Below are 22,180 nucleotides of genomic sequence, written 5' to 3'. Positions count from 1 at the left end.
CGTGCGCATTCTGAGGTGCGACGACGGCGTGTCGCCCGCAGACGCGCACGCTCGCGGCAAAGTGGGCTCAGGCCTCGGCGAAGTTACGCGTGATCGCCGGATCCACCTGGATGCCGGGGCCGGTCGTGGTCGAGACGACGACCTTCTTCAGATAGCGGCCCTTCGACGACGACGGCTTGGCCCGCATGATCTCGTCGATGGCGGCGCCGTAGTTCTCCGCGAGCTTCGTCTCGTCGAATGACGCCTTGCCGATGACGAAGTGCAGGTTGGCCTGCTTGTCGACGCGGAAGTTGATCTTGCCGCCCTTGATGTCGTTGACGGCCTTGGTCACGTCGGGGGTGACGGTGCCGGTCTTGGGGTTCGGCATCAGACCACGCGGGCCGAGAACGCGGGCGATGCGGCCCACCTTCGCCATCTGGTCGGGCGTTGCGATCGCGGCGTCGAAGTCGAGCCAGCCACCCTGGATCCTCTCGATCAGGTCCTCGCTGCCGACGGCGTCAGCTCCCGCGGCGATGGCGTCCTCGGCCTTGTCGCCGACCGCGAACACGATGACGCGGGCCGTCTTGCCGGTGCCATGGGGCAGGTTGACGGTGCCGCGGACCATCTGGTCGGCCTTGCGGGGATCGACGCCGAGGCGGATCGCGACCTCGACGGTGGCGTCCTGCTTCTTCGAGGACGTCTCCTTGGCCAGCTTCGCGGCCTCGAGCGGCGTGTAGAGGCTGTCCTTGTCGATCTTCTCGGCCGCTTCGCGGTATGCCTTGCTGTTCTTGCTCATTGGATTCCAATCACTTTCTTTGGCGGTGGTCAGTCGGGCCGGAGCGGGCCCTTCCACGGGTTGGAGCTGGGTACGGCTTAGGAGACCGTGATGCCCATCGAGCGGGCGGTGCCTGCGATGATCTTCGCCGCGGCGTCGATGTCGTTGGCGTTGAGGTCTTCCTTCTTCTGCTCGGCGATCTCGCGGATCTGATCCCAGGTCACCTTGGCGACCTTGGTCTTGTGCGGCTCGCCGGAGCCCTTCTGCACACCAGCGGCCTTGAGTAGCAGCTTGGCGGCGGGCGGGGTCTTCAGCGCGAACGAGAAGCTGCGGTCTTCGTACACCGTGATCTCGACGGGGATGACGTTGCCCCGCTGGTCCTGCGTCGCCTCGTTGTAGGCCTTGCAGAACTCCATGATGTTGACGCCGTGCTGACCGAGCGCGGGACCGACTGGCGGGGCGGGGTTGGCCTGCCCGGCCTGGATCTGCAGCTTGATCAGCCCGGTGATCTTCTTCTTCTTGGGGGGCATGACGTGTGTTTCCTGTTCTCGTTCTCGTGGTTCTTAGATCTTGGCGACCTGGGTGAAGGTCAGCTCGACGGGCGTCTCACGACCGAAGATCGAGACCAGCACCTTGAGCTTCTGCTGTTCTGCGTTGACCTCGCTGATCGAGGCGGGCAGCGTCGCGAACGGGCCGTCCATGACGGTGACCGATTCGCCGACCTCGAAGTCAACGAGGACGACCGGACGTTCGATTCCCCCGGTCTCGGCAGCCGCAGCTGCCGACGCGGTGGACTTGGCGGGCTTCTTCGCCGCGCCCTGCGGCAGCAGGAACTTGACGACGTCGTCCAGGGTCAGCGCCGACGGCTTGGACGTCGCCCCGACGAAGCCGGTGACACCAGGCGTGTTGCGCACGGCGCTCCACGACTCGTCGGTGAGATCCATGCGGACCAGGATGTAGCCGGGCAGAACCTTGCGGTTGACCTGCTTGCGTTGGCCGTTCTTGATCTCGGTGACCTCTTCGGTGGGCACTTCCACCTGGAAGATGTAGTCGCCGACGTCGAGGTTCTGCACACGCGTCTCGAGGTTGGCCTTCACCTTGTTCTCGTAGCCCGCGTAGGAGTGGATGACGTACCAGTTGCCGGGGCGCCTGCGCAGGTCCTTCTTGAGCGCGACGGCTGGGTCGACGTCCTCTTCCTCTGCCTCTTCGGAAGCCTCTTCGGGGGCCTCTTCAGAAGCCTCGTCGGCGAGGGCAGAGTCGTCAGACGCAGCGTCGACGTCCAGCGCCTCTTCAGCGTCGGACGCCGCGCCCTCGATGGCCTCGGCGGCGGTGGAGTCCTGGAGGGACTCGGCGGCCTCGTCGGCGATCACCGTCGCCGGGTCGGCCGCCTCGATGCGCGCGTCGGACACATCCGAAGCCGAAGGCGTTCCGCCCTCGAAGGAAGTCACGTGTCGATCCTCTCTAAGTCTTTCTTCTCGTCACGGGTGGCTATGTCAGCCGAAAACCCACGTGATGAGTTTGGCCAGGCCAAGGTCGACGCCACCGATCAGCGCGACCATGAAGGCCAGGAAGATCAGCACCACGGTGGTGTAGCTGACCATCTGCTTGCGGTTCGGCCAGATCACCTTGCGGAGCTCGGCGACGACCTGCTTCAGGTAGTTCCATACGAAGGTGAACGGGTTGACCCGCGCCTTCTCGGGGCCCGGCTTCTTGGCAGTCTTCGGCGTCTTGGCGTCGCCGTTCTTCACCAGGCTGGTCTTGGTTTCGGGAGTGTCCCCGGCGTCGGTATCGCGTCGAGACCGCTTGCCGGTGGGCCGCTGCGGGCGAGTCACCACGGCGGTCTGACCGCGAGTGTCGGCTGTGTCCGCAGTGTCGGTGTCGTCAGCTGCGGAGCCGGCACCGTCGCGCTCGTCGCTCACCATGCTCCCTCTTCTGTGATCGTGATGGTTGGGCAGTGGTCACCTTCCAGTGTCCACGCTTTCGCATATTCAGTTGAGCAGGGGCGACAGGACTTGAACCTGCAACCTGCGGTTTTGGAGACCGCTGCTCTGCCAGTTGAGCTACGCCCCTTCGAGAACGGCACTGCTGGCAGGTTCCTTGCCGTTCGAGGCCTCACACAATCGCGCGCTCCCCGATCGGCCGATCAGTAACCGACGGACAGCGCGTTGATTGGGCGAAACCCCGAGGACCGAGTGTACATCGGCCCTGATCTGAGTTACTAATCCGCTGCGGGAGTGCTCGCCGCCATCGCGGTCCGCATGACCTGACCGGTCTCGGGGTCCCACTTCATCGACACCGAATTCTCGCCCTCGTGGCCCATCAGCGTGGTGAACGCCTCCATGACGATGGTGCCGTCGGGGTCGGTGCACACGTTGCGGGTGGTCACGATGTCGGCCCCGAACCGCTCGTCGACCGATTCGACGTACATCGTTCCGGTCAGCTCATCGCCGACCTTGATGGGGCGATGGAACAGGAACTTCTGGTCGACCTGCAGGATCTGCAGGGTCTCCAGACCGATGTCGACGTTCTGAAAGAAGTGGTTCTGAATCATCACCGCGAAGATGGCCGCGAACGTGAGCGGCGCGATGAGCGCGTCGTGGCCCAGCTCCGCGGCGGCGGCCTCGTCGATGGTGGCGGGGTCGGCGGACTTGACGGCCTTGGCGTACTGCCGGACCTGTTCGCGCCCCACGACGAAGGTGTCCGGGTACTTCCAGACCATGCCCCGAATGTCGGTCTTCAGGGCCATGACTAGGCGAGCTTCGCGGTGGCGGTGGCGCGGCCGAAGATCTTCTTGCCTCCGGTGGTCGCCGACAAGGCGATCACGATCGACTTCGATTCGGGCTCAACGGACTTCACGCGGCCGTTGAAGACGATCTCGGCGCCGACGCCGTCGTTGGGCACTGGGACCACGGCGGTGAACCGCACGTTGTACTCGGTGACCGCGGCCGGGTCGCCGATCCACGACGTGACGTAGCCGCCCCCCAGACCCATGGTCAGCATGCCGTGGGCGATGGCGGTGTCCAGGCCGACCTGCTTGGCGATGTCGTCATCCCAGTGGATCGGGTTCAGATCACCCGACACGCCGGCGTAGTTCACCAAGTCCGTGCGGGTCAGCGGAATCACCCGCTCCGGAAGCTGGTCACCGACCTTCACCGTGCTGAACTCACGCAGTGCCATTAGAAAAGCCCTCTCCACTGTCATCTGAACGACCCGCCAGGGTCGTGTAACTCTCCTGTACGGCCTCACCCTGCTGATTGGTGATGATGGTCTTCATGACGATGATGTCGGTACCGTGCGCCTGCCGAACCGAGTGCCCGTAGACGTCGCAGTACAACCGGTCGCCCGCCTTGATGGGCAATAGGAACTTGAGCTCCTGGTCGACCTGGACGATCTGCTCGTCGTGAATGCCGATGTTCGCGTCGACGAAGAAGGCCGTCTGCGCCTGGTAACCGAAGACCGAGATGAACGTCAGCGGCGCGGGCAGCGAGTCGTGGCCGAGTGCGGCCGCTGCGGACTCGTCGTGAAAGGACTCGTCGTCGTTCTTGACGGCGATGGCGTACTCGCGCACCTTCTCGCGTCCGACTTCGTAGAAATCGGGGTAGCGGAAGTGCTTGCCGATGATGCTCTCAGACAGCGACACGGATTCAGTTCCCGCTTCGGTCCCACCCCGAGCCGAAGCTCGCGGTCAGGCCTAGCGCGATTCCTTGTGCGCCCGGTGGGTGCCGCAGTTCGGGCAGAACTTCTTGATCTCCAGCCGGTCGGGGTCGTTGCGGCGGTTCTTCTTGGTGATGTAGTTGCGGTGCTTGCACACCTCGCAGGCCAAGGTGATCTTGGGCCGTACGTCGGTACTGGAGGCCACGTTATGTCCTTCTTTACTGAATCGTTGTCGTCTTGTAGCGGTGGGGGGGCTCGATCCCCCGACCTCACGATTATGAGTCGTGCGCTCTAACCAGCTGAGCTACACCGCCAAGTCGGGCGCCTACTGCTCGCCTAGCTTCTCCCGTGCCCACGGGTTACCGCCGAGCCCCCTAACGGAATCGAACCGTTGACCTTTTCCTTACCATGGAAACGCTCTACCGACTGAGCTAAGGGGGCAGTCGCCTTTGAGCGCAGACGTTCACGCCGCAGGGCCTTAAAGAGGGTACATTCTCGCCGATACCCTCGCCAAACCGCTTGGACATCGGAGCCAGCAACGGCGCGCGATCGGCAGGTCATACGCTACTGACATGGCCAGTCCAACCGACCAGAACCGTCTCTACTTCAAGCAGCTGCTGTCCGGCCGGGACTTCGCGTCCAACGACGTCATCGCCCAACAAATGCGCAACTTCGCCTATCTCATCGGCGACCGCGACACCGGCGACTGCGTCATCGTGGACCCGGCGTATGCGGCCAACGACTTGCTCGACGCGCTCGAAGCCGACGGCATGCACCTGTCCGGCGTGCTGGTCAGCCATCACCACCCCGACCACGTGGGCGGGTCGATGATGGGCTTCGAGCTCAAGGGATTGGCCGAGCTCCTCGAACGCGTCAGCGTTCCGGTTCACGTCAACGCCCATGAGGCGGAATGGGTTTCACGAATCACCGGCATCCCCACCGCCGACCTGACCGCACACGATCACGGCGACCGGGTCTCGGTCGGCGACGTCGACGTCGAGCTGCTGCACACCCCTGGACACACCCCGGGCAGTCAGTGCTTCCTGCTCGACGGGAGGCTGGTCGCCGGGGACACCCTGTTCCTCGAGGGGTGCGGGCGTACCGACTTCCCCGGCGGCAACGTCGACGACATGTTCCGCAGCCTGCAGGCCCTGGCCACGCTGCCGGGGGACCCGACGGTCTTTCCCGGGCACTGGTACTCGGCGGAGCCGAGCGCCGCGCTATCGGAGGTACGCAAGACGAATTACGTCTACCGGGCGAGCAGCCTGGATCAGTGGCGCACGGCGATGGGCGCCTGAACGCAATGTGGCCTGATCAGAAGTAGCGCATCGGCATCCAGCCTGCGCTATTGTCCGGTTCGCAGCGCCCGTGGGGCGCCGGACCGGGGAGAGCTTTGCGATGACCACACCGCCCACGCCCGCCAATTGGTATCCGGACCCCGAGGACCCCAACGCCCTCAGATATTGGGACGGCAACGCCTGGACCGAGCACCGTGCGCCCGCCAGCCCGCCCCAGCCACCCGCCGCCGCCCCCGAGGCGCCGTCGGACCCGTTCGCCGGTAGTGAACAGGCCACGTCGATCGTGAAGCTGCCGAGCCAGTCGACGCCGGGAACCGATCAGCCGGGAACGGTCCAGCCGGAAGTCGACCAACCGGGACCCGTCCAGCCGGGAGCCGATCAAGCGACGTCGATCATCACGACGCGGTCCGCGGACCCGTCGCCGTCCGCGGAATCGGAGGAGCCGAAGCCGGGCGCCCACCGGGCTCCCGACGAGGGAGTGGCCACCCAGGCCTACGACGCCTCGCAGGGCCAGCCGTCCTGGGGCGCACCGCCTCCCGCGGCGCCGTACGACTCGACGCAGATGGCGCCGTCGTCCTACGGCGCACCGCCAACGCAGTTCTACGAGAACGCGCCGTCGTACGGAGCGCCCGCGGGGCCGACGGGCTACGGCGCTCCCCCGTCGTACCCTCCCTTCGACCAGTCCGCTGGTGGACCGCAGGGAACTCCGCCGAACGGGTCGAACAAGAAGGTGCTCTTCGGTGTCATCGGCACCGTGGCCGCGCTGATCCTGATCGCCGCACTGGTCCTGGTGTACTTCTTCGTGATCCGCGACGACGACACCGCGACGACCGCGACGTCGAACACCCTGAGTTCGCAGCGCTCGAGCTCGTCACCGTCGAGCGAGGCGACGTCCACCTCGCGCAGGCCGACGATGACGACGCCCACCGAGGCACCGCCAGGACCGAATCCCACGATTGCCGACTACATCGCGCAAAACGGCATCCAGGAGACGGCGATCCAGCCCGACGATCCCACCGCGCCGCCCATCAACATCCCGATCCCGACCGGCTGGGAGAACGTCGGCGCCGAGGAACTGCCCGCCGAGATCTACGGCGGCGCGATCTACGCCGGTCCCGAACTCGCCGACGACCCGCCGCAGATTCAGGCGCTGTACGTCCGCCTGGTCGGACCCGTCGACCCCCAGGCGCTTCTGGCGCTCGCACCCGGTGAGCTCAACAACCTGCCCGGTTTCGTCCCCCAGAACCCTGGCCAGGAGAGCAGGTTGAGCGGGTTCCCGGCCTATCAGCTGGCGGGCACCTATGACGGGGCGGGCGGCAAGAGGCTGTTCGCCCAGAAGACGGCCGTCATTCCGGCCGACGACGGCACCACCTACGTGCTGCAGCTCAACGTCGAGGGCCCCGAAGCCGCCAACGACGTGATGATCGACGCCACCGCCGAGATCGACGACGGGACCACGATCGGCTGAGCCGCCGCACCCGCGACGGAAACCGTCGCCAAACCGCTTGCAGACGCAAGGATCCGTCGCGCATTTCGACTTGAGATGCAGATTTCGCTGGACATCCCCGCAGGGGATTGTCAGAATGATCGACGGCCCCGTCGAAGGGACGGGCTTCCGGGGGGATAGCTGTGAAGAACTTGGTGTTCTGTTTTGACGTGGGCGGAAGTTCGAGCGCAACGGCGCTGTTCGATTTGCTCGACCACTCCGATGATCAGGTGGCGTGGTATCACTGCGAACCTGCGCGACGACGACGAAGCGAATCTCTCGACGCCGCGCGGAGCGCGATTCACGACGCATACGACTTCTTCGTCGAGACGTGGGACCCGGGTGACCGCGTCTTCGTCTTCGGCGCGGGCCGCGGCGGATATTCGGCCCAGGCCTTCGCTCGACTGCTCGGCACCGTCGGCACGCTCGCATCGACGGGGAGCGATCTCCTGGACTTCGTGGTGGATTCGTATGCCTTGCCGCGCACCCCGCGAACGAGTGAGGACTGGGACCGCGTCGCGAAGTTGATCGTCGACCTCAACGGCGGTGTCGAGGTTGCGGTGCCCGTCGCCTTTCTAGGTCTGTGGGACGCCATCCGCCCGACGGGCCTTCCCGCACAGCCGGATTCGGCCTCCGCCAACGTCGTCGCGGGCAGGCACGCACTCGCCATCGAGGGCGGACCGCTGCACCGCGACGTGGCCACCACCCCGCAGGACGACGTCGACCGGGTCTGGTTCCGAGGCGTTCACTGCGACGTCGCGGGCGGCCCCGGTGCCTGCAAGCCACTGGTCGGCATTGCCGCGGACTGGATGCTCGAGGGTGCCGTCGCCGCAGGCATCCGCCCGGCTCACGGATCGCTTCACGCTCCGAGCGCCCCGGCCCAGGCCGACGCGCTCGTCGGCAGCGCGCGAAGCGTGTCGCGCCGCAAGGTACCGGTGGACGCGAACGTGCACGCGAGCGTGGAGGTGTACCTGAGGGCGCATCCGGAATACTGGCGCAGGCTCCCCGCTCGCGTCGTCTGGGCCGACCAGGACTGGCTGGCCCGCGGTGAGCGCCTGGTTGCCGAGATCCCCACCGTCAGCCCCGCCGAGCACCAGGAACTCGCCGCCGCCGCGTCCTAGGCAGACCATCAGGGGTGTTGCGCCGTCCCCTGCCCACTCTTCGCCAGCAACGTCTCGCTCGCAGTGCCACCGAGGTGGCCGACTCGATCCTTGGCAGCCGATGGCCAGGTTTGGCGTCGCGTCAAGAAGGGCTAAGGCGGGAATTGGCCGGTCCCCCGACCGGATAGCATCGGCTCGACACCGGCCGTCCGAGGGAGAGTCAATGACAAGCAGCGTGGCCTACGAGCAGACCGAGTCCGTAGCGACGATCACGCTCGACGACGGCAAGGTCAACGTCCTGTCGCCGGCTATGCAGCAGGACGTCAACGACGCGCTCGACCGCGCCGAGAGGGCTGCAGCCGACGGTGAGGTCAAGGCCGTGGTGCTGGCGGGCAACTCCCGAGTGTTCAGCGCGGGATTCGACCTCAGCGTCTTCAACTCCGGTGACGCCGCCGCCGCTCTTGGCATGCTGTCGGGCGGTTTCGAGCTGTCGATCCGGTTGCTGAGCTTCCCGGTGCCCGTCGTGATGGCGGCGACGGGTCCGGCGATCGCGATGGGCTCGTTCCTGATGCTGAGCGGTGATCACCGCGTCGGTTCGCCGAGCTCGCGGTGCCAGGCCAACGAGGTGGCAATCGGCATGGTATTGCCGATCTCGGCGATCGAGATCATGCGAAACCGGCTGACCCGCTCGGCCTTTCAACGCGCCGTCGCCCTGGCCGCGGTGTTCAGCGGCGACGAGGCCGTCGCCGCGGGCTGGCTCGACGAGATCGTCGACGACGGCGACGTGCTGGCTAGGGCGCACGACGTGGCCTCCGACGCCGCCGCCGGGTTGAACGCCAAGGCGCACCGCGCCAGCAAGCTCAAGGCACGCAAGGATGCGATCGCGGCCATCCAGGCCGGAATCGACGGGTTGCCTGCGGAGTTCGCGGCCAGTTAGTTCGCGGCCAGTTGGTTCGCGGCCGGGCCGGTGACGCGCCGGTAGTCGCGCTGCTGTCGGACGCGCCGCCTAGGCTGACCTCGATGTCGCTTCACCTCCACCGTGCCGAGCGGACGGACCTTCTTGCGGACGGTCTCGGCGCCCTGCTCTCCCAACCCCTCGACGATCCGTTCGCGATGGAGCTGGTGCTGGTTCCGGCCCGCGGCGTGGAGCGGTGGTTGAGCCAGCGCCTCTCTCATGTCCTCGGGCGTGGCAACGGAGCCGACGGCGTGTGCGCGGGCGTCGAGTTCAGGAACCCGCACTCGCTGATCGCGGAGATCACCGGAACCGCCGACGACGACCCGTGGGCTCCCGATGCCATGGTGTGGCCGCTGCTGGAGGTCATCGACGAGAACCTCGAACAACCCTGGTGCCGGACGCTCGCCACGCACCTCGGGTGCTTCGAGACCGGCGAGGAGCGGGACCTGCGCCAAGGGAGGCGGTACGCCGTCGCCCGCCGCATCGCGTCGCTGTTCGCGTCCTACGCCAGGCAGCGCCCGCAGCTACTCGCCGACTGGCTCGCCGGCGACACCGCGGGGCTGGATGCCGACCTCGACTGGCAGCCACCGCTCTGGCGAGCGCTTGCCGACCGCGTACCCGCCGAGCCGCCGCACGTGCGCCATCGGAGAACCGTTGCCCGCCTTCGTGACTCACCCATCGACCTGCCGGCGAGGCTGTCTCTGTTCGGGCACACCCGGCTGCCGATCACCGAGATCGAGTTGATCGACGCACTCGCCACCCACCACGACGTCCACCTGTGGTTGCCGCACCCCAGCGACGGGTTGTGGCACGCGCTCGCCGACCTTCGGGGGGCGGTACCGCGACGCGACGACACCAGCCACCGCCGAGTCGGCCACCCGCTGCTGGCCACGCTCGGTCGCGATCTACGTGAGCTCCAGCGCAGCCTGCCGACCGATCTGCACACCGACGAGTACCTCGGCCAGTCGGCCGGCGCCCGTGACTACCCGCCGAGCCTGCTGGGGTGGCTGCAGTCCGATGTCGCCGCGAACGAGGTCCGCGCACGGGGGCGGACGCTCGGCGCGGCGGATCGCTCGGTCCAGGTGCATGCCTGCCACGGGCCCGCCCGCCAGGTGGACGTGCTCCGCGAGGTGCTGCTGGGTCTGCTGTCCGACGACCCGACGCTGGAACCCCGCGACATCCTCGTCATGTGCCCGGACATCGAGACCTACGCCCCGCTGATCAACGCCGACTTCGGGCTCGGCGACGTGCTCAGAGGCGCCCATCCGGCGCACCGGCTGCGGATGCGGCTGGCCGACCGCTCACTCGTCCAGACCAATCCGCTGCTGGCGGTGGCCTCGCAGCTGCTCGACCTCGCAGGCCGCCGCGCCACCGCCAGCGAAGTGCTCAACCTTGCGCAGACCGCACCGGTGCGCGCCCGCTTCGGCTTCACCGACGACAACTTGGAGGACATCACCCGGTGGGTCCGCCAGTCGAACATCCGATGGGGCTTCGACCAGGAGCACCGCCGACCGTACGGTGTCGACTTCGTTCACGACACATGGCGTTTCGGGCTGGACCGGGTGCTCGCCGGGGTCGCGATGTCCGACGATGCGCACGCCTGGATCGGCGCCACCCTGCCGCTCGACGACGTCAGCAGCAATCGCGTCGACCTGGCCGGGCAGCTGGCGGAGTTCGTCGACCGGCTGCAGCGCACCGTCGAGGCGCTGTCCGGCGCGCAGCCTCTGCACGTCTGGCTGACCGCGTTGACCGATGGCATCGCGATGCTCACCCGAATCAGCGACGCCGACGCCTGGCAGACCAGCCAGATGCAGCGCGAGTTCGGCGAGGTGCTCGCCAAGGCGGGCACCAGAGCCGGCACGGTGCTGCGCCTCCCCGACGTCAAGGCGCTCCTCGAACGCCACCTCGCGGGCCGGCCGACCCGGGCGAACTTTCGCACCGGCACGCTGACCGTCTGCACCATGGTGCCAATGCGCTCGGTCCCGCACCGCGTGGTCTGTCTCGTCGGACTCGACGATGGGGTGTTCCCGCGCCGCGGCACGATCGACGGCGACGACGCGCTCACCCGCACCCCGATGACCGGTGAACGCGACGCCCGTTCGGAAGACCGGCAATTGCTGCTCGACGCCATCGGGGCGGCCACCGAGAAGCTGGTCGTCACCTATACCGGTGCCGACCAGTACTCGGGGCAGTCACGGCCACCAGCGGTCCCGCTTGCCGAACTGCTCGACACCCTCGACACCACGACCGCTGCACCGGTCCGCGAGCAGATCGTCGTCCGTCATCCGTTGCAGCCGTTCGACATTCGCAATGTGATACCGGGTCGCCTGGTTCCCGACGAACCGTTCACCTTCGACCCCACCGTGCTCCGTGCGGCGCGCTCGGGTGCGGGCGCGCGGATCGAGCAGCCCAAGTTCGTGGCGGGTCCGCTGCCTGCGCGTCCCGCCGACGACGTGGTCCTCGCCGACTTGGTGGGATTCTTCAGGGATCCCGTCAAGGGCTTCTTCCGCGCGCTGGAGTACACGCTGCCCTGGGACGTCGACGGCGTGGAGGACGCAATGCCCGTCGACATCGACGCGCTGGAGGAATGGGCCGTCGGCGATCGGATGCTGTCGGACATGCTGCGCGGCATGACGCCCGACGACGCCAGGCACGCCGAATGGCGCCGCGGCGCACTGCCACCCGGTCAGCTGGGTTGGCGCAAGGCGACCGAGCTGCGCGATCAGTCGAACCTGTTGGCGGAGGCCGCCAAACCGTACCGTACCGCTATCGCGCGGGCCGTGGACGTCGACGTCGACCTCGGCGCCGGGCGACGCCTCACGGGCACCGTGTCACCGGTCTTCGGGCACGGAATCGTCTCGGTCACGTACTCCAAGCTCGACGGCAAGCACCTTCTCGCATCGTGGATTCCGTTGTTGGCGTTGTACGCTCACGAACCCGCCACCGAATGGTCGGCGATCGGCATCGGACGACCGAGGCGCGGTTCCTCGCCCCGCCTGCGCACCCTTGGCAGGCCGCAGGCGTCGGCCGTGGACCTGTTGCGAGATCTGGTCACGATCTACGACGCCGGGTCACGCGAGCCGCTTCCCCTGCCCGTCAAGACGTCCTACGCCTGGGCCGAGGCGCGCCACGGCGGCGACGATCCCGAGCGCGCCGCGTCCTACCGATGGAAGTCGGGCATGTATCCGGGCGACGACGAGCAACCCGCCCACGTGCGCGCGTGGGGGCAGGGCACCTGGCTGCGGGCTCTGATGCAGCCGCTGCGACCGGACGAGGAATTCGAGGGTGAGACCAATCGGCTTGGTGCCTACGCCGGACGCCTCTGGCTGCCGATGCTGCGCGCGGAGGTGAGTCAGCACTGATGGACTCCTTCGATCTGCGGGCCGCCCTGCCCGCTGCGCACTCCACCACCGTGCTGGAGGCCAGTGCGGGCACGGGCAAGACGTTCGCCCTCGCCGGGCTGGTCACCCGCTACGTCGCCGAGGGTGCGGCGACGCTGGACCAGATGCTGCTCATCACGTTCGGGAGGGCAGCCAGCCAGGAGCTGCGCGAGCGTGTCCGGTCCCAGATCACCCAGGCCGCAGCCGCTTTCGACGATCCGTCGATCGGCGCGGGTAACGAGGTGGTCGAGCATCTGCTGGCGGGCAGCGATCAGGAGCGAGCCACGCGACGGGAACGGCTTCGCGACGCGCTTGCCGGCTTCGACGCCGCGACCATCGCCACGACCCATCAGTTCTGCCAGTTGGTGCTGAAATCGCTTGGGGTGGCCGGCGACTCCGATGCCGGCGTGCAACTGGTGGAAAGCCTCAACGAGTTGGTCACCGAGATCGTCAACGACTTGTACCTTGCACACTTCGGCAACGATCGCGAGGATCCCGCGCTGAGCTACGGCGAAGCCCTCAAGCTGGCCAAGGAGGTGGTCAACCATCCGGCCACCGAGCTTCGGCCGTCCGACCCGGAGCCAGGATCGCGGGCTGCCGTCTGCGTCGAGTTCGCCAATCAGGTTCTGGCCGAGATGGAGACGCGCAAGCGGCGGATGGGCATCCTCGGCTACGACGACCTGCTGACGCGGCTCGCAGCGGCGCTGGACAGCAAGGACTCCCCCGCAGGCGTCCGCATGCATCAGCGGTGGCCGATCGTCATGGTCGACGAGTTCCAGGACACCGATCCCGTGCAGTGGAAGGTGATCGACCGCGCGTTCAGTGGCCGGTCGACGGTGATCCTGATCGGCGACCCCAAGCAGGCCATCTATGCGTTCCGCGGCGGCGACATCGTCACCTACCTCAGTGCCGCCGAGACCGCGGGCGACAAGAAGACGCTGACCACCAACTGGCGCAGCGACGGCGTGCTCGTCGACAGCCTGCAGGCGGTGCTGCGCGGCGCGCAGCTCGGGCACCCGAAGATCGTCGTGCACGACGTGGCGGCGGCGCACCAGGGCCACCGGTTGGTGGGGGCGCCGTGCGATGCGCCGTTCCGGCTGCGGGTGGTGCAGCGAGCGACGTTCGGCCGCAGCGGAGTTCAGAATCTCGCGATCGGCGACCTGCGCGACCACATCGGCAAGGATCTGGCATCCGACGTCGCGGCGCTGCTGGCCAGTGGCGCCACCTACGACGGCAGGCCGGTGGCGGCCCGCGACGTCGCGGTGATCGTGGAGACGCACAAGGACGCCAGGGCGTGCCAGCGCGCGCTCGCTGCGGCCGGCGTGCCGTCGGTGTACACCGGCGACTCGGACATCTTCGGCTCGGAGGCCGCCGACGACTGGCTGGCCCTGCTGGAGGCGTTCGATCAACCGCACCGGGCCGGGGTGGTGCGGGCTGCCGCTGCGACGATGTTCTTCGGCAAGAATGCGCAGGACCTGGTTGAGGGTGGCGACGAGCTCACCGACAAGATTGCCGAGACGTTGCGCGAGTGGTCGGCTCATGCCCGCGAGCGCGGGGTGGCCGCCATCTTCGAGGCCGCGCAGCTCGCCGGGATGAGCGATCGGGTGCTGTCCTGGCGCGACGGCGAGCGCCACATGACCGACCTCGCGCACGTGGCGCAGTTGTTGCAGGACGTTGCGCACCGCGAGCAGTTCAACCTGCCTGCACTGCGGGATTGGCTGCGGGCCGAGCGCGACGGCGGCACCACCGAGCGCAACCGACGACTGGACAGCGACTCCGCGGCCGTGCAGATCATGACGGTGTGGGTGAGCAAGGGCCTGCAGTACCCCATCGTCTACCTGCCGTTCGCCTTCAACCGGTGGGTCCCCGAACCGGAGATCATCCTGTTCCACGATGGCGACACCCGCTGTCTGCACATCGGCGGCACGGACAGCCCGGACTATCACGCGGTCGAGGCGCAGGGGCGGGCCGAGGCGGCAGGCGACGACAGCCGGTTGACCTACGTGGCGATGACCCGCGCCCAGTCGCAGGTGGTGGCGTGGTGGTCCTCGGCGCGGGACGAGCCGAATGGCGGTTTGTCGCGGCTGCTGCGGGGCCGTCGACCCGGTGATGCGGCGGTGCCGGACCGGTGCGTGCCCGCGAAGATCACCGACGAGGATGCCCTGGAACGACTCCGGGCGTGGGAGGCCGAGGGCGGACCCGTCTTGGAGAAGTCGGTCCCGATTCCCGTCGAGCCGACGCACGCCGAGGGCCCGCCGTCGGACCTCGCGGCCAGACACTTTCACCGCGCCATCGACACCACGTGGCGACGCACCTCCTACTCGGGTCTCATCCGTGTCCTCGAAACACCCGGTGTCGGCAGTGAACCCGAGGTGGTCGAGCTGGACGACGAGGTCGCCGACGTCTCACTGCTCGAGGAGCCCACCGGTCCCGTCGTGCCGTCGCCGATGGCCGACCTGCCGAAGGGGGCGAAGTTCGGCACGCTGGTGCACGCCGTCCTGGAGACCGCCGACCCGTTCGCCGTCGATCTCGCCGCGGAGCTGGAGTCCAACCTCGAACAGCACTCGGTGTGGTGGCCGGTGGACGTACCCGCAGCCGAACTGGCCGCAGCGATGGTGCCGATGCACGACACGCCGCTCGGGCCGCTCGCGGGTGGGTTGACGTTGCGCCAGATCGGGCTTCGGGATCGGCTGCGCGAGCTCGACTTCGAATTCCCGCTGGCCGGTGGTGACCTCGACACCACGACACCCGACATCAATCTCAGGGACGTCGGCCGGTTGGTGGCTCGGCACGTGCCGTCGGGCGATCCCCTGGCGTCGTATGCGGACCGCCTGATGGGTGACGGACTCGGGGATCAACCGCTGCGCGGCTATCTCAACGGGTCGATCGACGCCGTCCTGCGCATTCCCGACGCGGGTGGGTCTCGCTACGTCGTCGTGGACTACAAGACCAACTGGCTCGGGCAGGACGACCAGCCGCTGACCGCAGCCGATTACGGTCGTTCGCGACTGGTCGAGGCGATGCTGCACTCGGATTATCCGCTGCAGGCCCTGCTGTACAGCGTGGTGCTGCACCGGTTTCTGCGTTGGCGCCAACCCGGGTACGTTCCCGAGCGTCACCTTGGCGGCGTCGTCTACCTCTTCGTCCGCGGCATGTGCGGTCCGGACACCCCGGTGGTCGACGGGCACGTCGCTGGGGTGTTCGACTGGCAACCGCCGAGCGCGTTGATCGTCGCGATGTCAGACCTGCTCGACACGGGAAGGGCGGCGGCATGACCTCAGTCGAGACGATCGACCAGGCCGACTGGCGCAGATCCGCGGGAGCGTCGGGCCTGTTGCGGAGCTTCAACGACGCCGGCGTCCTGGAATCCTCGGACGTGCTCGTCGCCCAACGCCTCACCGCGCTGGCCATGGAGCCCGACGAGCGGGTGGCGCTGGCGGTGGCGCTGGTGGTGCGCGGGTTGCGGGGCGGTTCGGTGTGCGTGGATCTTCGGTCCGTGCAGGAGCAGGTCGACGTGCCCGACCTACCGTGGCCGGAGGCCGACGAGTGGTGGGCGGCTGTCCTTGCGAGTCCGCTGCTCGCGGCGCCCCACGTGCTGCGCACCCAGGACCAGCTGCTCTACCTGGATAGGTACTGGAGGGAGGAGGATCAGGTCGCCACGGACCTGATGGCGATGTTGGGCGGGGCGCCGACCTTGCCGGGCGACGACGTCGATGTGCTGTTTCCGGCGGGATACGAGGAGCAACGAAGCGCCGCGAAAACCGCTCTGTCGCAACGCCTCACCGTGCTCACGGGTGGACCGGGCACCGGCAAGACCACCACGGTGGCGCGACTGCTGGCGCTGTTCGCGCGGCAGGCGGGCTCCGGTTCACGACTGCGCATCGCCCTGGCCGCCCCGACCGGGAAGGCCGCGGCCCGGCTGCAGGAAGCCGTGCAGATCGAGATCGACAGGTTGGATCCCGCCGACCGGGACCGCATCTCCGGGCTGCGCGCCACCACGCTGCACCGCCTGCTGGGCAGTCGACCGGACAATTCGTCGCGGTTCCGCCACCACCGCGGCAACCGGCTGCCGCACGACGTCGTCGTGGTGGACGAGACGTCCATGGTGTCGCTGACGATGATGGCGCGCCTGCTCGAGGCGGTGCGGCCCGAGGCTCGGATGCTCCTGGTGGGTGACCCCGACCAGTTGGCGTCCGTCGAGGCCGGTGCGGTGCTGGCCGACCTGGTGGACGGGCTCGGCGCCGCGAAGCGCACCGCGGTCGCGGCGCTTCAGACGTCGCACCGGTTCGGTGAGTCGATCGGCGCACTGGCCACGGCGATCAGGGACGGTGCGGCGGACTCGGCGCTGGAGGTGCTGCGGGCGGGCGGCGAGCACATCGAGTGGGTCGACGTCGACGATCCGACCGCGGACCTGCGCACCGTGCTTCTGCCGCAGGCACTCCGACTGCGGGAGGCGGCCGTGCTCGGCGATGCCGCGACGGCCCTGGAGACCTTGGACGAGCACCGTCTGCTGTGCGCGCACCGCCGCGGGCCGTTCGGCGTGCAGCATTGGAATCGCCAGGTCGAGCGGTGGCTCAGCGAAGCGACCGGTGATCCGATCTGGTCGGACTGGTACGCGGGACGCCCGATTCTGGTCACGGCCAACGACTACGGGCTGGGCCTGTACAACGGCGATACCGGGGTGACGGTGGGTGACCCCGGCGGCCTACGCGCCGCGATCGCCAGCGCGGGCCAACCGCTGCTGTTCGCGACCGGCCGGCTGTCCGACGTCGAGACCATGCACGCAATGACGATTCACAAGAGCCAGGGTTCCCAGGCCACCGAGGTCACGGTGCTGATGCCGCCGGTCGAGTCTCGGTTGCTGACGCGAGAGTTGTTCTACACGGCGGTGACTCGGGCGAAGGCGAAGGTGCGGGTGGTGGGTTCGGAGGACTCGGTGCGCGCGGCCATCGAGCGGCGGGCGGTGCGCGCGACGGGGTTGGCGCTGCGGCTGCGCGGGTAGCGCGGCTACGGCCGGACGGGGTGTCTGCTGAGGATCGACACCCGGTTGAACGCGTTGATGGTGACCGCTGTCCACACCACCGCCGAGAGTTCGTCGTCGGTGAGTACCTCGCGGGCGCGGGCGTATTCACGCTCGGCCGTGTCGTGGTCGGGGAGCTCGGTGGTGATCTCGGCGAGGCGCAGCGCCGCCCGTTCACGCTCGTCGAACAGCTCGGTGTCGCGCCAGACCGACAGCGTGGCTAGCTGCTTCTCGGTGACGCCTGCCGCGGCAGCGCGGTGGACGTGGACGACGAGGCATGACGGACAGCCGTTGATCTCCGAGATGCGGACGTTGATCAGCTCGACGAGGTGTCGCGACAAGCCCGCGTGCTTTGCCGCCTTCGCGACGGCGGTCGAAACGCCGACCAGTGACTGGTAGACCGCGGGCGTCTGCTGGTCGATGTGTACGTGCTCGGTGTCCATCGGGGGCGCCTCCGCATCGGGGTACTGTCGAGACGATCGTACGCACGGAGAGGATCGCGATGGCGGAGCAGACGCCCTTGACCGACAAGACGGGTGCGCCCGTCACCGTCGCCCGCGGGGACTCCGAGTTCACCGTTGCCGTCGAAGGAAACCCGGTGGGGCTCATGAAGTTTCTCGACCATGATGGGCAGCGCGTGTTCTACCACACCGAGGTCGAATCCGCCTTCGAGGGCCGCGGTCTGGCCACCCTGCTGATCGGCGAGGGGCTGGCTGCCACGCGTACCGACGGGAAGCGCATCGTCGCGGTGTGTCCCATGGTGTCCGCGTACGTCAAGAAACACCACGACTACGACGAGGTCATCGACCGCCCGACCCGCGAGATCATGGACCTGCTGCGGTAGCGCCGGTCGAGACGTCGCTGCGTGTCGCTCAGAGCCGGGGCGACGGGTCCCTCCCAGGACAGCCGGTGCCCGGCCCCCCGCTCATGGCGTCCGCAGTCGCGCCGAGGCCGGATGCTCGGTCATCCACCGCGCCTCGACGCGCTTGACGCGGCGGTGCTCCAACGCGATCAGGATCGCTCCGGCCGTGACCAACGCCCCGGCGATGAAGCCGAGCGGCAGTTGCAGGCCTGCGTGACCGTATGCCGTCGCCGCGATGAAGCCGGCAATCGTCACGGTGCCGATCATGATGAGAATCAGGCCGGGAAACCACAGGGTGTCGATGAACGATTCCCCGGCGTGGGGTTGAGTGGTGCGGGAGTGATCCACTGGATCCTGGTGCGCGCCCTTCATGAGCATCTCCCTTCCTGGAAGAGATGCCTCCAGGGTACGCCCATTGTGAGATGGATCACATGGAGTCAGACCTCGTCAGCTCCCCGACGTGCACCGCAGGACGTCCGCGTGCCCGTGCCGTCGACACCAGCTGACGATGTACCGCGCGTGCAATCCGCACCATCTGTAGACCGCAGCCAGGGTCATGGGTAGCGCCGGATCGTGCTCCCCGCGCTCCTGAATGATGGGCCCGAGATAGTGCGTGGTGACTTTGGTGGCGGTGTTGAGCGCCACCCCTGCCGCCGCAGCCAGCGAAGCCCCGTCCGTCGCTCGGCCCACGGCGATGGCACCGGCCATCCGCGCGGCCGTCTCCCCGCGCCTGCCGCGAAACGCCTCGTACAGCGGCCGGTTTCGCGACACCGAGGAAACCGCCGACGGCGCGGCAGAGCCGTTGCGGCGCTTGCCGATCGCAGCATCGCGAATCATCGCGGGCAGGTCATCGGTGCCGGCCGCCCTGTGAAATACGGAGTACACCTCGGGGCGCAGCCGAGCTTCTTCGAGTAGGTCGCGTTCCATGCTGTGCCCCTGAGTGGCGATGATCACCGGCGCGGGCCGGTCTGCCGCGCCGAGGATGTCGACCAGATCCAGACCGTCGAAGCAGAACTCCAATTCTGGGCGGTTCCAGACGAGGTCCGCGACCACGACGTCGAACCGAAACCGCTGGGTTACCTCGCGATGTACGGCGTCGCGATCCTCCGCCAGTCGAACCGTCGCCTCAGGAAAGGCGCCGGCGAGCATTGGCACCACCGTTCTGCCCAGCGGCGAGGCCACCAGCACCCGCGGATCCCAGCCCACCCGGCAAATCCTCCTCCATCGGGCAAGATTTCGCTCGCCGATCAGTGGTCAAGTGTAGATTTTGCCCAAATCTCCTACGAGCACGTCAATTACCTACCTGACTTCCGCGTCGTCCGAACGGACGATGTTTTCCCGACCAACAGTTGGAGGAAACGTTGACCCACGCGTCGTCGGGACGTTCGTCATGACCGCCCTGCTCCCGCACGAGCTTCCCGAGCCACTGCGGCTCCGGCCCGAACTCGCTCCGCGCGAGAAGGAAGTCCTGCTGGCGTGGATCCTGCACGACAACAAGGACGACGTGGCGCGGCAACTGCAAATCTCTCCCACGACGGTCCGCACACACCTGCAACGGGTTCGCGACAAGTACGCCGCAGCGGGCAGGCCCGCGTCGACCAAGGCGGCGCTGCTGGCCCGTGCCATCCAGGACGGCCTGGTGGACGTCAACGATCTCTGAGGGTCCTGGCCCGCACGACCTGCTCGATGTGCCGCGCGGCCTGCTGGGGATCTTCGTGCTCCCAGACCCGCACGCTGATCCAGCCCGCCTCGGCCAGCCGCTGGTCGGTGTTGCGGTCGCGCGTCCGGTTGCCCTCCACCTTGTCGGCCCAGAACTTCGCGTTCGCCGAGGCGACCGTGTGATGCTGAGGGCAGCCGTGCCAAAAGCAGCCGTCGAGGAACACCGCGACCTTGGCCCGGGAGAAGACCAGGTCAGCGGTACGACGCAGCCCAGCCAGCGGCTTTGCCGACACCCGGTAGCGCAGTCCGAGGGCGTGGACCGCCGACCGCAGTGCCAGTTCCGGCTTGGTGTCTCGGCTCTTGTTGGACTGCATGCGGGCCCGCGCCTCCGGTGAGGACGCCCAGGAGTCAGACACAGCTCAAGACTATGGACGGCGCGCCGTCCCACCTGCCCGATCCCGCCGAAGTCGCTGCATACGATCGAAATGTGAGCAGCCCAGCGGAGTCGTCTCACGCTGCGTCCCGGACGTCGGTCGTGGACCGCGCGGAGGAATTCGAGCGCTTCCGCACCCGCAACGGGGTCTACGAACGCATCCTGACCCGCCGCGACGGCACGCATGCCACCAGCATCATGGCCGGCTACAACGGCGCCGACGCGCGACCCACCTGCGCCGACGAAGCCGAGCGCGCCTGGCTGCAGAGCCGCGTCGCCCCACCGTGCGGCGTCTCGAGGTCAGCGGTCCGGGTGGTCGACCTGTTCTCCGGCTGCGGGGGCCTGTCCATCGGACTCGCGGAAGCCGCCCGAGCACTCAACCGGTCGTTCGAGCCGGTGCTGGCGGTGGACCTCGACGCCGTCGCGACCCAGACCTACGGCGCGAACTTCCCGTCCGCGACCGCGGTCTGCGATGACGTCGCCGCGGTGTTGCCCGGTCGCGTCGGAGCCCGGCTCACGCCGGCCGAACGCCTGCTGACGAAGCGGTCGGGTGACATCGACGTCCTGGTCGGAGGGCCACCGTGCCAGGGGCATAGCGACTTCAACAATCGAACGCGGCACGCCGATGACAAGAACGAGCTGTACGGCACCATGGTCCGAGCGGCGGAAGTCCTTGCCCCACAACACATTCTGATCGAGAACGTCCCCGGCGCGATCAACGACCGGCGTGCCGTCGTGCAGCGCACGGCCGATGCGCTGGAGCAGCGCGGCTACCGGGTGTCGATCGGCGTCGTCGACTTGAGCGACATCGGCGTTCCGCAGCGTCGACGTCGACTAGTGCTGTTGGCCAGCCTGTCTCGCGCCGTGACGGTCGCACACGTGACCGAGCGACACCGTAGGCGCGGCCGCACCGTGGCGTGGGCGTTCCAGGATCTGGAGTCGTTGGCCGAACCCCAGGGCCTGGTGGACGAGTCCGCGAAGTCGGCCCCCGCCACGCGGCGGCGCATCGACTATCTCTTCGAGCATGGCGACTTCGACCTGCCGGACAGCCAACGACCGGCCTGTCACGCCGATGGCGGCCACAGCTACAAGGCGATCTACGGCCGGCTGGCGTGGGACCGGCCGTCGCAGACCATCACGACGGGCTTCTACAGCATGTGCATGGGCCGCTACGTGCATCCAAGCAGGCGACGGACGATCACCGCGCACGAAGCCGCACGGCTGCAATGCATTCCGGACTGGTTCACCTTCGACGGCGTCCGACGGCGCACCGCGCTGGCACGGATGATCGGCAACGCCGTGCCCTCACGGCTGAGCTACGCCGTCGCGCTGGAATGGCTGCGATGACGCTGACCGTCGCGGGCCTGTTCGCTGGCATCGGCGGCCTCGAACTCGGCATGACCGCGGGCGGCCACCACACCGCGCTGCTGGTCGAGAACAATCCCGTCGCCGCGCTGCGCGAGGCGTAGCGCCTCGGCGACGAGACTGCTTCGCGCGCCTGTGATTCCGACCTTGCGCCCTACGCTGCTGAGGTCCTGGCAGGGGAACCCGGCCACGATCAGGTCGGTGCCGCGGGGGA

Annotated in this window: 23 protein-coding genes, 3 tRNA genes and 1 pseudogene; 11 read left to right on the top strand and 16 right to left on the bottom strand. The window is 67.9% G+C overall.

The genetic code is table 11. The features are described 5' to 3' along the window. Positions 1–67 precede the first annotated feature (67 nt). From rplA to ABW137_RS10620, 11 genes are all read right to left on the bottom strand, one after another. Positions 68–775 (bottom strand): 50S ribosomal protein L1, encoded by a 708-nt coding sequence (rplA, locus tag ABW137_RS10670; RefSeq protein WP_526399638.1) that lies wholly within the window; start codon positions 773–775, stop codon positions 68–70. Between the two features lie 77 nt (positions 776–852). Next, positions 853–1,284 carry a 50S ribosomal protein L11 gene (gene rplK / locus ABW137_RS10665; protein ID WP_526399636.1) on the bottom strand — a complete coding sequence of 144 codons (432 nt, stop codon included), beginning with the start codon at positions 1,282–1,284 and terminating at the stop codon, positions 853–855. 33 nt (positions 1,285–1,317) lie between these two features. After that, complete coding sequence (gene nusG, locus ABW137_RS10660; RefSeq protein WP_526399634.1) at positions 1,318–2,202, bottom strand: transcription termination/antitermination protein NusG; 885 nt, start codon at positions 2,200–2,202, stop codon at positions 1,318–1,320. A 45-nt stretch (positions 2,203–2,247) separates the two neighbouring features. Next, entirely contained in the window at positions 2,248–2,673 is a 426-nt protein-coding gene (gene secE / locus ABW137_RS10655) for a preprotein translocase subunit SecE (RefSeq protein ID WP_526399632.1), read from the bottom strand. 78 nt (positions 2,674–2,751) lie between these two features. Next, positions 2,752–2,824: transfer RNA gene (locus ABW137_RS10650), tRNA-Trp, on the bottom strand. A 148-nt stretch (positions 2,825–2,972) separates the two neighbouring features. Beyond that, positions 2,973–3,500: a (3R)-hydroxyacyl-ACP dehydratase subunit HadC gene (gene hadC / locus ABW137_RS10645; RefSeq protein ID WP_526399630.1), complete on the bottom strand. Its 528-nt coding sequence runs from the start codon at positions 3,498–3,500 to the stop codon at positions 2,973–2,975. A 2-nt stretch (positions 3,501–3,502) separates the two neighbouring features. Then, positions 3,503–3,931: a (3R)-hydroxyacyl-ACP dehydratase subunit HadB gene (gene hadB / locus ABW137_RS10640; protein WP_526399629.1), complete on the bottom strand. Its 429-nt coding sequence runs from the start codon at positions 3,929–3,931 to the stop codon at positions 3,503–3,505. Then, the gene (gene hadA / locus ABW137_RS10635) at positions 3,918–4,394 is read right to left on the bottom strand and encodes a (3R)-hydroxyacyl-ACP dehydratase subunit HadA (protein ID WP_526399627.1); all 477 of its coding nucleotides are present in this window, start codon (positions 4,392–4,394) and stop codon (positions 3,918–3,920) included. The genes hadB and hadA overlap by 14 nt, the downstream gene beginning before the upstream one ends. 51 nt (positions 4,395–4,445) lie before the next feature. Then, on the bottom strand, positions 4,446–4,613 hold the full coding sequence (gene rpmG, locus ABW137_RS10630) for a 50S ribosomal protein L33 (protein ID WP_163733413.1): 168 nt from the start codon (positions 4,611–4,613) through the stop codon (positions 4,446–4,448). Positions 4,614–4,648: 35 nt separating this feature from the next. Further along, a tRNA-Met gene (locus ABW137_RS10625) sits at positions 4,649–4,722 on the bottom strand. A gap of 54 nt (positions 4,723–4,776) precedes the next feature. After that, positions 4,777–4,849: transfer RNA gene (locus tag ABW137_RS10620), tRNA-Thr, on the bottom strand. A gap of 131 nt (positions 4,850–4,980) precedes the next feature. Here ABW137_RS10620 and ABW137_RS10615 point away from each other — a divergent pair. The 7 genes from ABW137_RS10615 (at position 4,981) to recD (ending at position 17,629) form a co-directional block, all read left to right on the top strand. Next, positions 4,981–5,706, top strand: a complete 726-nt coding sequence (locus ABW137_RS10615) for an MBL fold metallo-hydrolase (protein WP_526399625.1) — start codon at positions 4,981–4,983, stop codon at positions 5,704–5,706. A gap of 100 nt (positions 5,707–5,806) precedes the next feature. After that, complete coding sequence (locus ABW137_RS10610; RefSeq protein ID WP_526399623.1) at positions 5,807–7,174, top strand: LpqN/LpqT family lipoprotein; 1,368 nt, start codon at positions 5,807–5,809, stop codon at positions 7,172–7,174. Positions 7,175–7,362: 188 nt separating this feature from the next. Next, positions 7,363–8,313: a phospholipase effector Tle1 domain-containing protein gene (locus ABW137_RS10605; protein ID WP_526399621.1), complete on the top strand. Its 951-nt coding sequence runs from the start codon at positions 7,363–7,365 to the stop codon at positions 8,311–8,313. 202 nt (positions 8,314–8,515) lie between these two features. After that, positions 8,516–9,229 (top strand): crotonase/enoyl-CoA hydratase family protein, encoded by a 714-nt coding sequence (locus ABW137_RS10600; protein ID WP_526399619.1) that lies wholly within the window; start codon positions 8,516–8,518, stop codon positions 9,227–9,229. 83 nt (positions 9,230–9,312) lie between these two features. Further along, positions 9,313–12,609, top strand: a complete 3,297-nt coding sequence (gene recC / locus ABW137_RS10595) for an exodeoxyribonuclease V subunit gamma (RefSeq protein WP_526399617.1) — start codon at positions 9,313–9,315, stop codon at positions 12,607–12,609. Then, complete coding sequence (gene recB, locus ABW137_RS10590; protein ID WP_526399615.1) at positions 12,609–15,902, top strand: exodeoxyribonuclease V subunit beta; 3,294 nt, start codon at positions 12,609–12,611, stop codon at positions 15,900–15,902. Before recC ends, recB begins: the two co-directional genes overlap by 1 nt. Then, on the top strand, positions 15,899–17,629 hold the full coding sequence (recD, locus tag ABW137_RS10585) for an exodeoxyribonuclease V subunit alpha (RefSeq protein ID WP_526399613.1): 1,731 nt from the start codon (positions 15,899–15,901) through the stop codon (positions 17,627–17,629). Before recB ends, recD begins: the two co-directional genes overlap by 4 nt. Before the next feature lie 5 nt (positions 17,630–17,634). On the opposite strand, the gene ABW137_RS10580 is transcribed toward recD, so the two are convergent. Next, positions 17,635–18,090 (bottom strand): carboxymuconolactone decarboxylase family protein, encoded by a 456-nt coding sequence (locus ABW137_RS10580; protein WP_526399611.1) that lies wholly within the window; start codon positions 18,088–18,090, stop codon positions 17,635–17,637. A 59-nt stretch (positions 18,091–18,149) separates the two neighbouring features. Here ABW137_RS10580 and ABW137_RS10575 point away from each other — a divergent pair, with 59 nt between their 5' ends. Next, positions 18,150–18,491, top strand: coding sequence for a GNAT family N-acetyltransferase (locus tag ABW137_RS10575; protein ID WP_526399609.1), 342 nt, complete (start codon positions 18,150–18,152; stop codon positions 18,489–18,491). A gap of 81 nt (positions 18,492–18,572) precedes the next feature. Here the strand turns inward: ABW137_RS10575 and usfY are convergent, their stop codons facing one another. Then, positions 18,573–18,881, bottom strand: coding sequence for a protein UsfY (usfY, locus tag ABW137_RS10570; protein WP_526399607.1), 309 nt, complete (start codon positions 18,879–18,881; stop codon positions 18,573–18,575). Positions 18,882–18,956: 75 nt separating this feature from the next. Then, on the bottom strand, positions 18,957–19,715 hold the full coding sequence (locus ABW137_RS10565; protein WP_526399605.1) for an MSMEG_1198 family transcriptional regulator: 759 nt from the start codon (positions 19,713–19,715) through the stop codon (positions 18,957–18,959). A 184-nt stretch (positions 19,716–19,899) separates the two neighbouring features. Between ABW137_RS10565 and ABW137_RS10560 the strand changes: the two genes are divergently transcribed. Further along, positions 19,900–20,169 carry a LuxR C-terminal-related transcriptional regulator gene (locus tag ABW137_RS10560; protein ID WP_526399603.1) on the top strand — a complete coding sequence of 90 codons (270 nt, stop codon included), beginning with the start codon at positions 19,900–19,902 and terminating at the stop codon, positions 20,167–20,169. Here the strand turns inward: ABW137_RS10560 and ABW137_RS10555 are convergent. Beyond that, positions 20,156–20,584: a very short patch repair endonuclease gene (locus tag ABW137_RS10555; protein WP_526399601.1), complete on the bottom strand. Its 429-nt coding sequence runs from the start codon at positions 20,582–20,584 to the stop codon at positions 20,156–20,158. The two genes, ABW137_RS10560 and ABW137_RS10555, sit on opposite strands and share 14 nt — an antisense overlap. Before the next feature lie 71 nt (positions 20,585–20,655). Between ABW137_RS10555 and dcm the strand changes: the two genes are divergently transcribed. Continuing rightward, positions 20,656–21,948, top strand: a complete 1,293-nt coding sequence (dcm, locus tag ABW137_RS10550) for a DNA (cytosine-5-)-methyltransferase (protein WP_526399599.1) — start codon at positions 20,656–20,658, stop codon at positions 21,946–21,948. Beyond that, on the top strand, positions 21,945–22,070 hold the full coding sequence (locus ABW137_RS10545) for a hypothetical protein (protein ID WP_526399640.1): 126 nt from the start codon (positions 21,945–21,947) through the stop codon (positions 22,068–22,070). Before dcm ends, ABW137_RS10545 begins: the two co-directional genes overlap by 4 nt. 39 nt (positions 22,071–22,109) lie before the next feature. Here ABW137_RS10545 and ABW137_RS10540 read toward each other — a convergent pair. Then, positions 22,110–22,157 (bottom strand): annotated as a pseudogene (locus ABW137_RS10540) (hypothetical protein); the annotation flags it as partial. Between the last annotated feature and the right edge of the window lie 23 nt (positions 22,158–22,180).

Source organism: Mycobacterium sp., assembly GCF_040509115.1.
Taxonomy (GTDB): Bacteria; Actinomycetota; Actinomycetes; order Mycobacteriales; family Mycobacteriaceae; genus Mycobacterium.
Note: the sequence above shows the minus strand (reverse complement) of the source record. Positions and strands in the feature narration are given on the sequence as shown.

What these genes read in the sequence shown, in the direction of transcription:
- ABW137_RS10545 (WP_526399640.1), top strand. Translation starts at nt 21,945, where the DNA reads ATGACGCTGACCGTCGCGGGCCTGTTCGCTGGCATCGGCGGCCTCGAA.
- ABW137_RS10615 (WP_526399625.1), top strand. Translation starts at nt 4,981, where the DNA reads ATGGCCAGTCCAACCGACCAGAACCGTCTCTACTTCAAGCAGCTGCTG.
- recB (WP_526399615.1), top strand. Translation starts at nt 12,609, where the DNA reads ATGGACTCCTTCGATCTGCGGGCCGCCCTGCCCGCTGCGCACTCCACC.
- ABW137_RS10600 (WP_526399619.1), top strand. Translation starts at nt 8,516, where the DNA reads ATGACAAGCAGCGTGGCCTACGAGCAGACCGAGTCCGTAGCGACGATC.
- rplK (WP_526399636.1), bottom strand. Translation starts at nt 1,284, where the DNA reads ATGCCCCCCAAGAAGAAGAAGATCACCGGGCTGATCAAGCTGCAGATC.
- recD (WP_526399613.1), top strand. Translation starts at nt 15,899, where the DNA reads ATGACCTCAGTCGAGACGATCGACCAGGCCGACTGGCGCAGATCCGCG.
- ABW137_RS10560 (WP_526399603.1), top strand. Translation starts at nt 19,900, where the DNA reads ATGACCGCCCTGCTCCCGCACGAGCTTCCCGAGCCACTGCGGCTCCGG.
- hadC (WP_526399630.1), bottom strand. Translation starts at nt 3,500, where the DNA reads ATGGCCCTGAAGACCGACATTCGGGGCATGGTCTGGAAGTACCCGGAC.
- ABW137_RS10575 (WP_526399609.1), top strand. Translation starts at nt 18,150, where the DNA reads ATGGCGGAGCAGACGCCCTTGACCGACAAGACGGGTGCGCCCGTCACC.
- usfY (WP_526399607.1), bottom strand. Translation starts at nt 18,881, where the DNA reads ATGAAGGGCGCGCACCAGGATCCAGTGGATCACTCCCGCACCACTCAA.
- ABW137_RS10580 (WP_526399611.1), bottom strand. Translation starts at nt 18,090, where the DNA reads ATGGACACCGAGCACGTACACATCGACCAGCAGACGCCCGCGGTCTAC.
- hadB (WP_526399629.1), bottom strand. Translation starts at nt 3,931, where the DNA reads ATGGCACTGCGTGAGTTCAGCACGGTGAAGGTCGGTGACCAGCTTCCG.
- ABW137_RS10610 (WP_526399623.1), top strand. Translation starts at nt 5,807, where the DNA reads ATGACCACACCGCCCACGCCCGCCAATTGGTATCCGGACCCCGAGGAC.
- rplA (WP_526399638.1), bottom strand. Translation starts at nt 775, where the DNA reads ATGAGCAAGAACAGCAAGGCATACCGCGAAGCGGCCGAGAAGATCGAC.
- recC (WP_526399617.1), top strand. Translation starts at nt 9,313, where the DNA reads ATGTCGCTTCACCTCCACCGTGCCGAGCGGACGGACCTTCTTGCGGAC.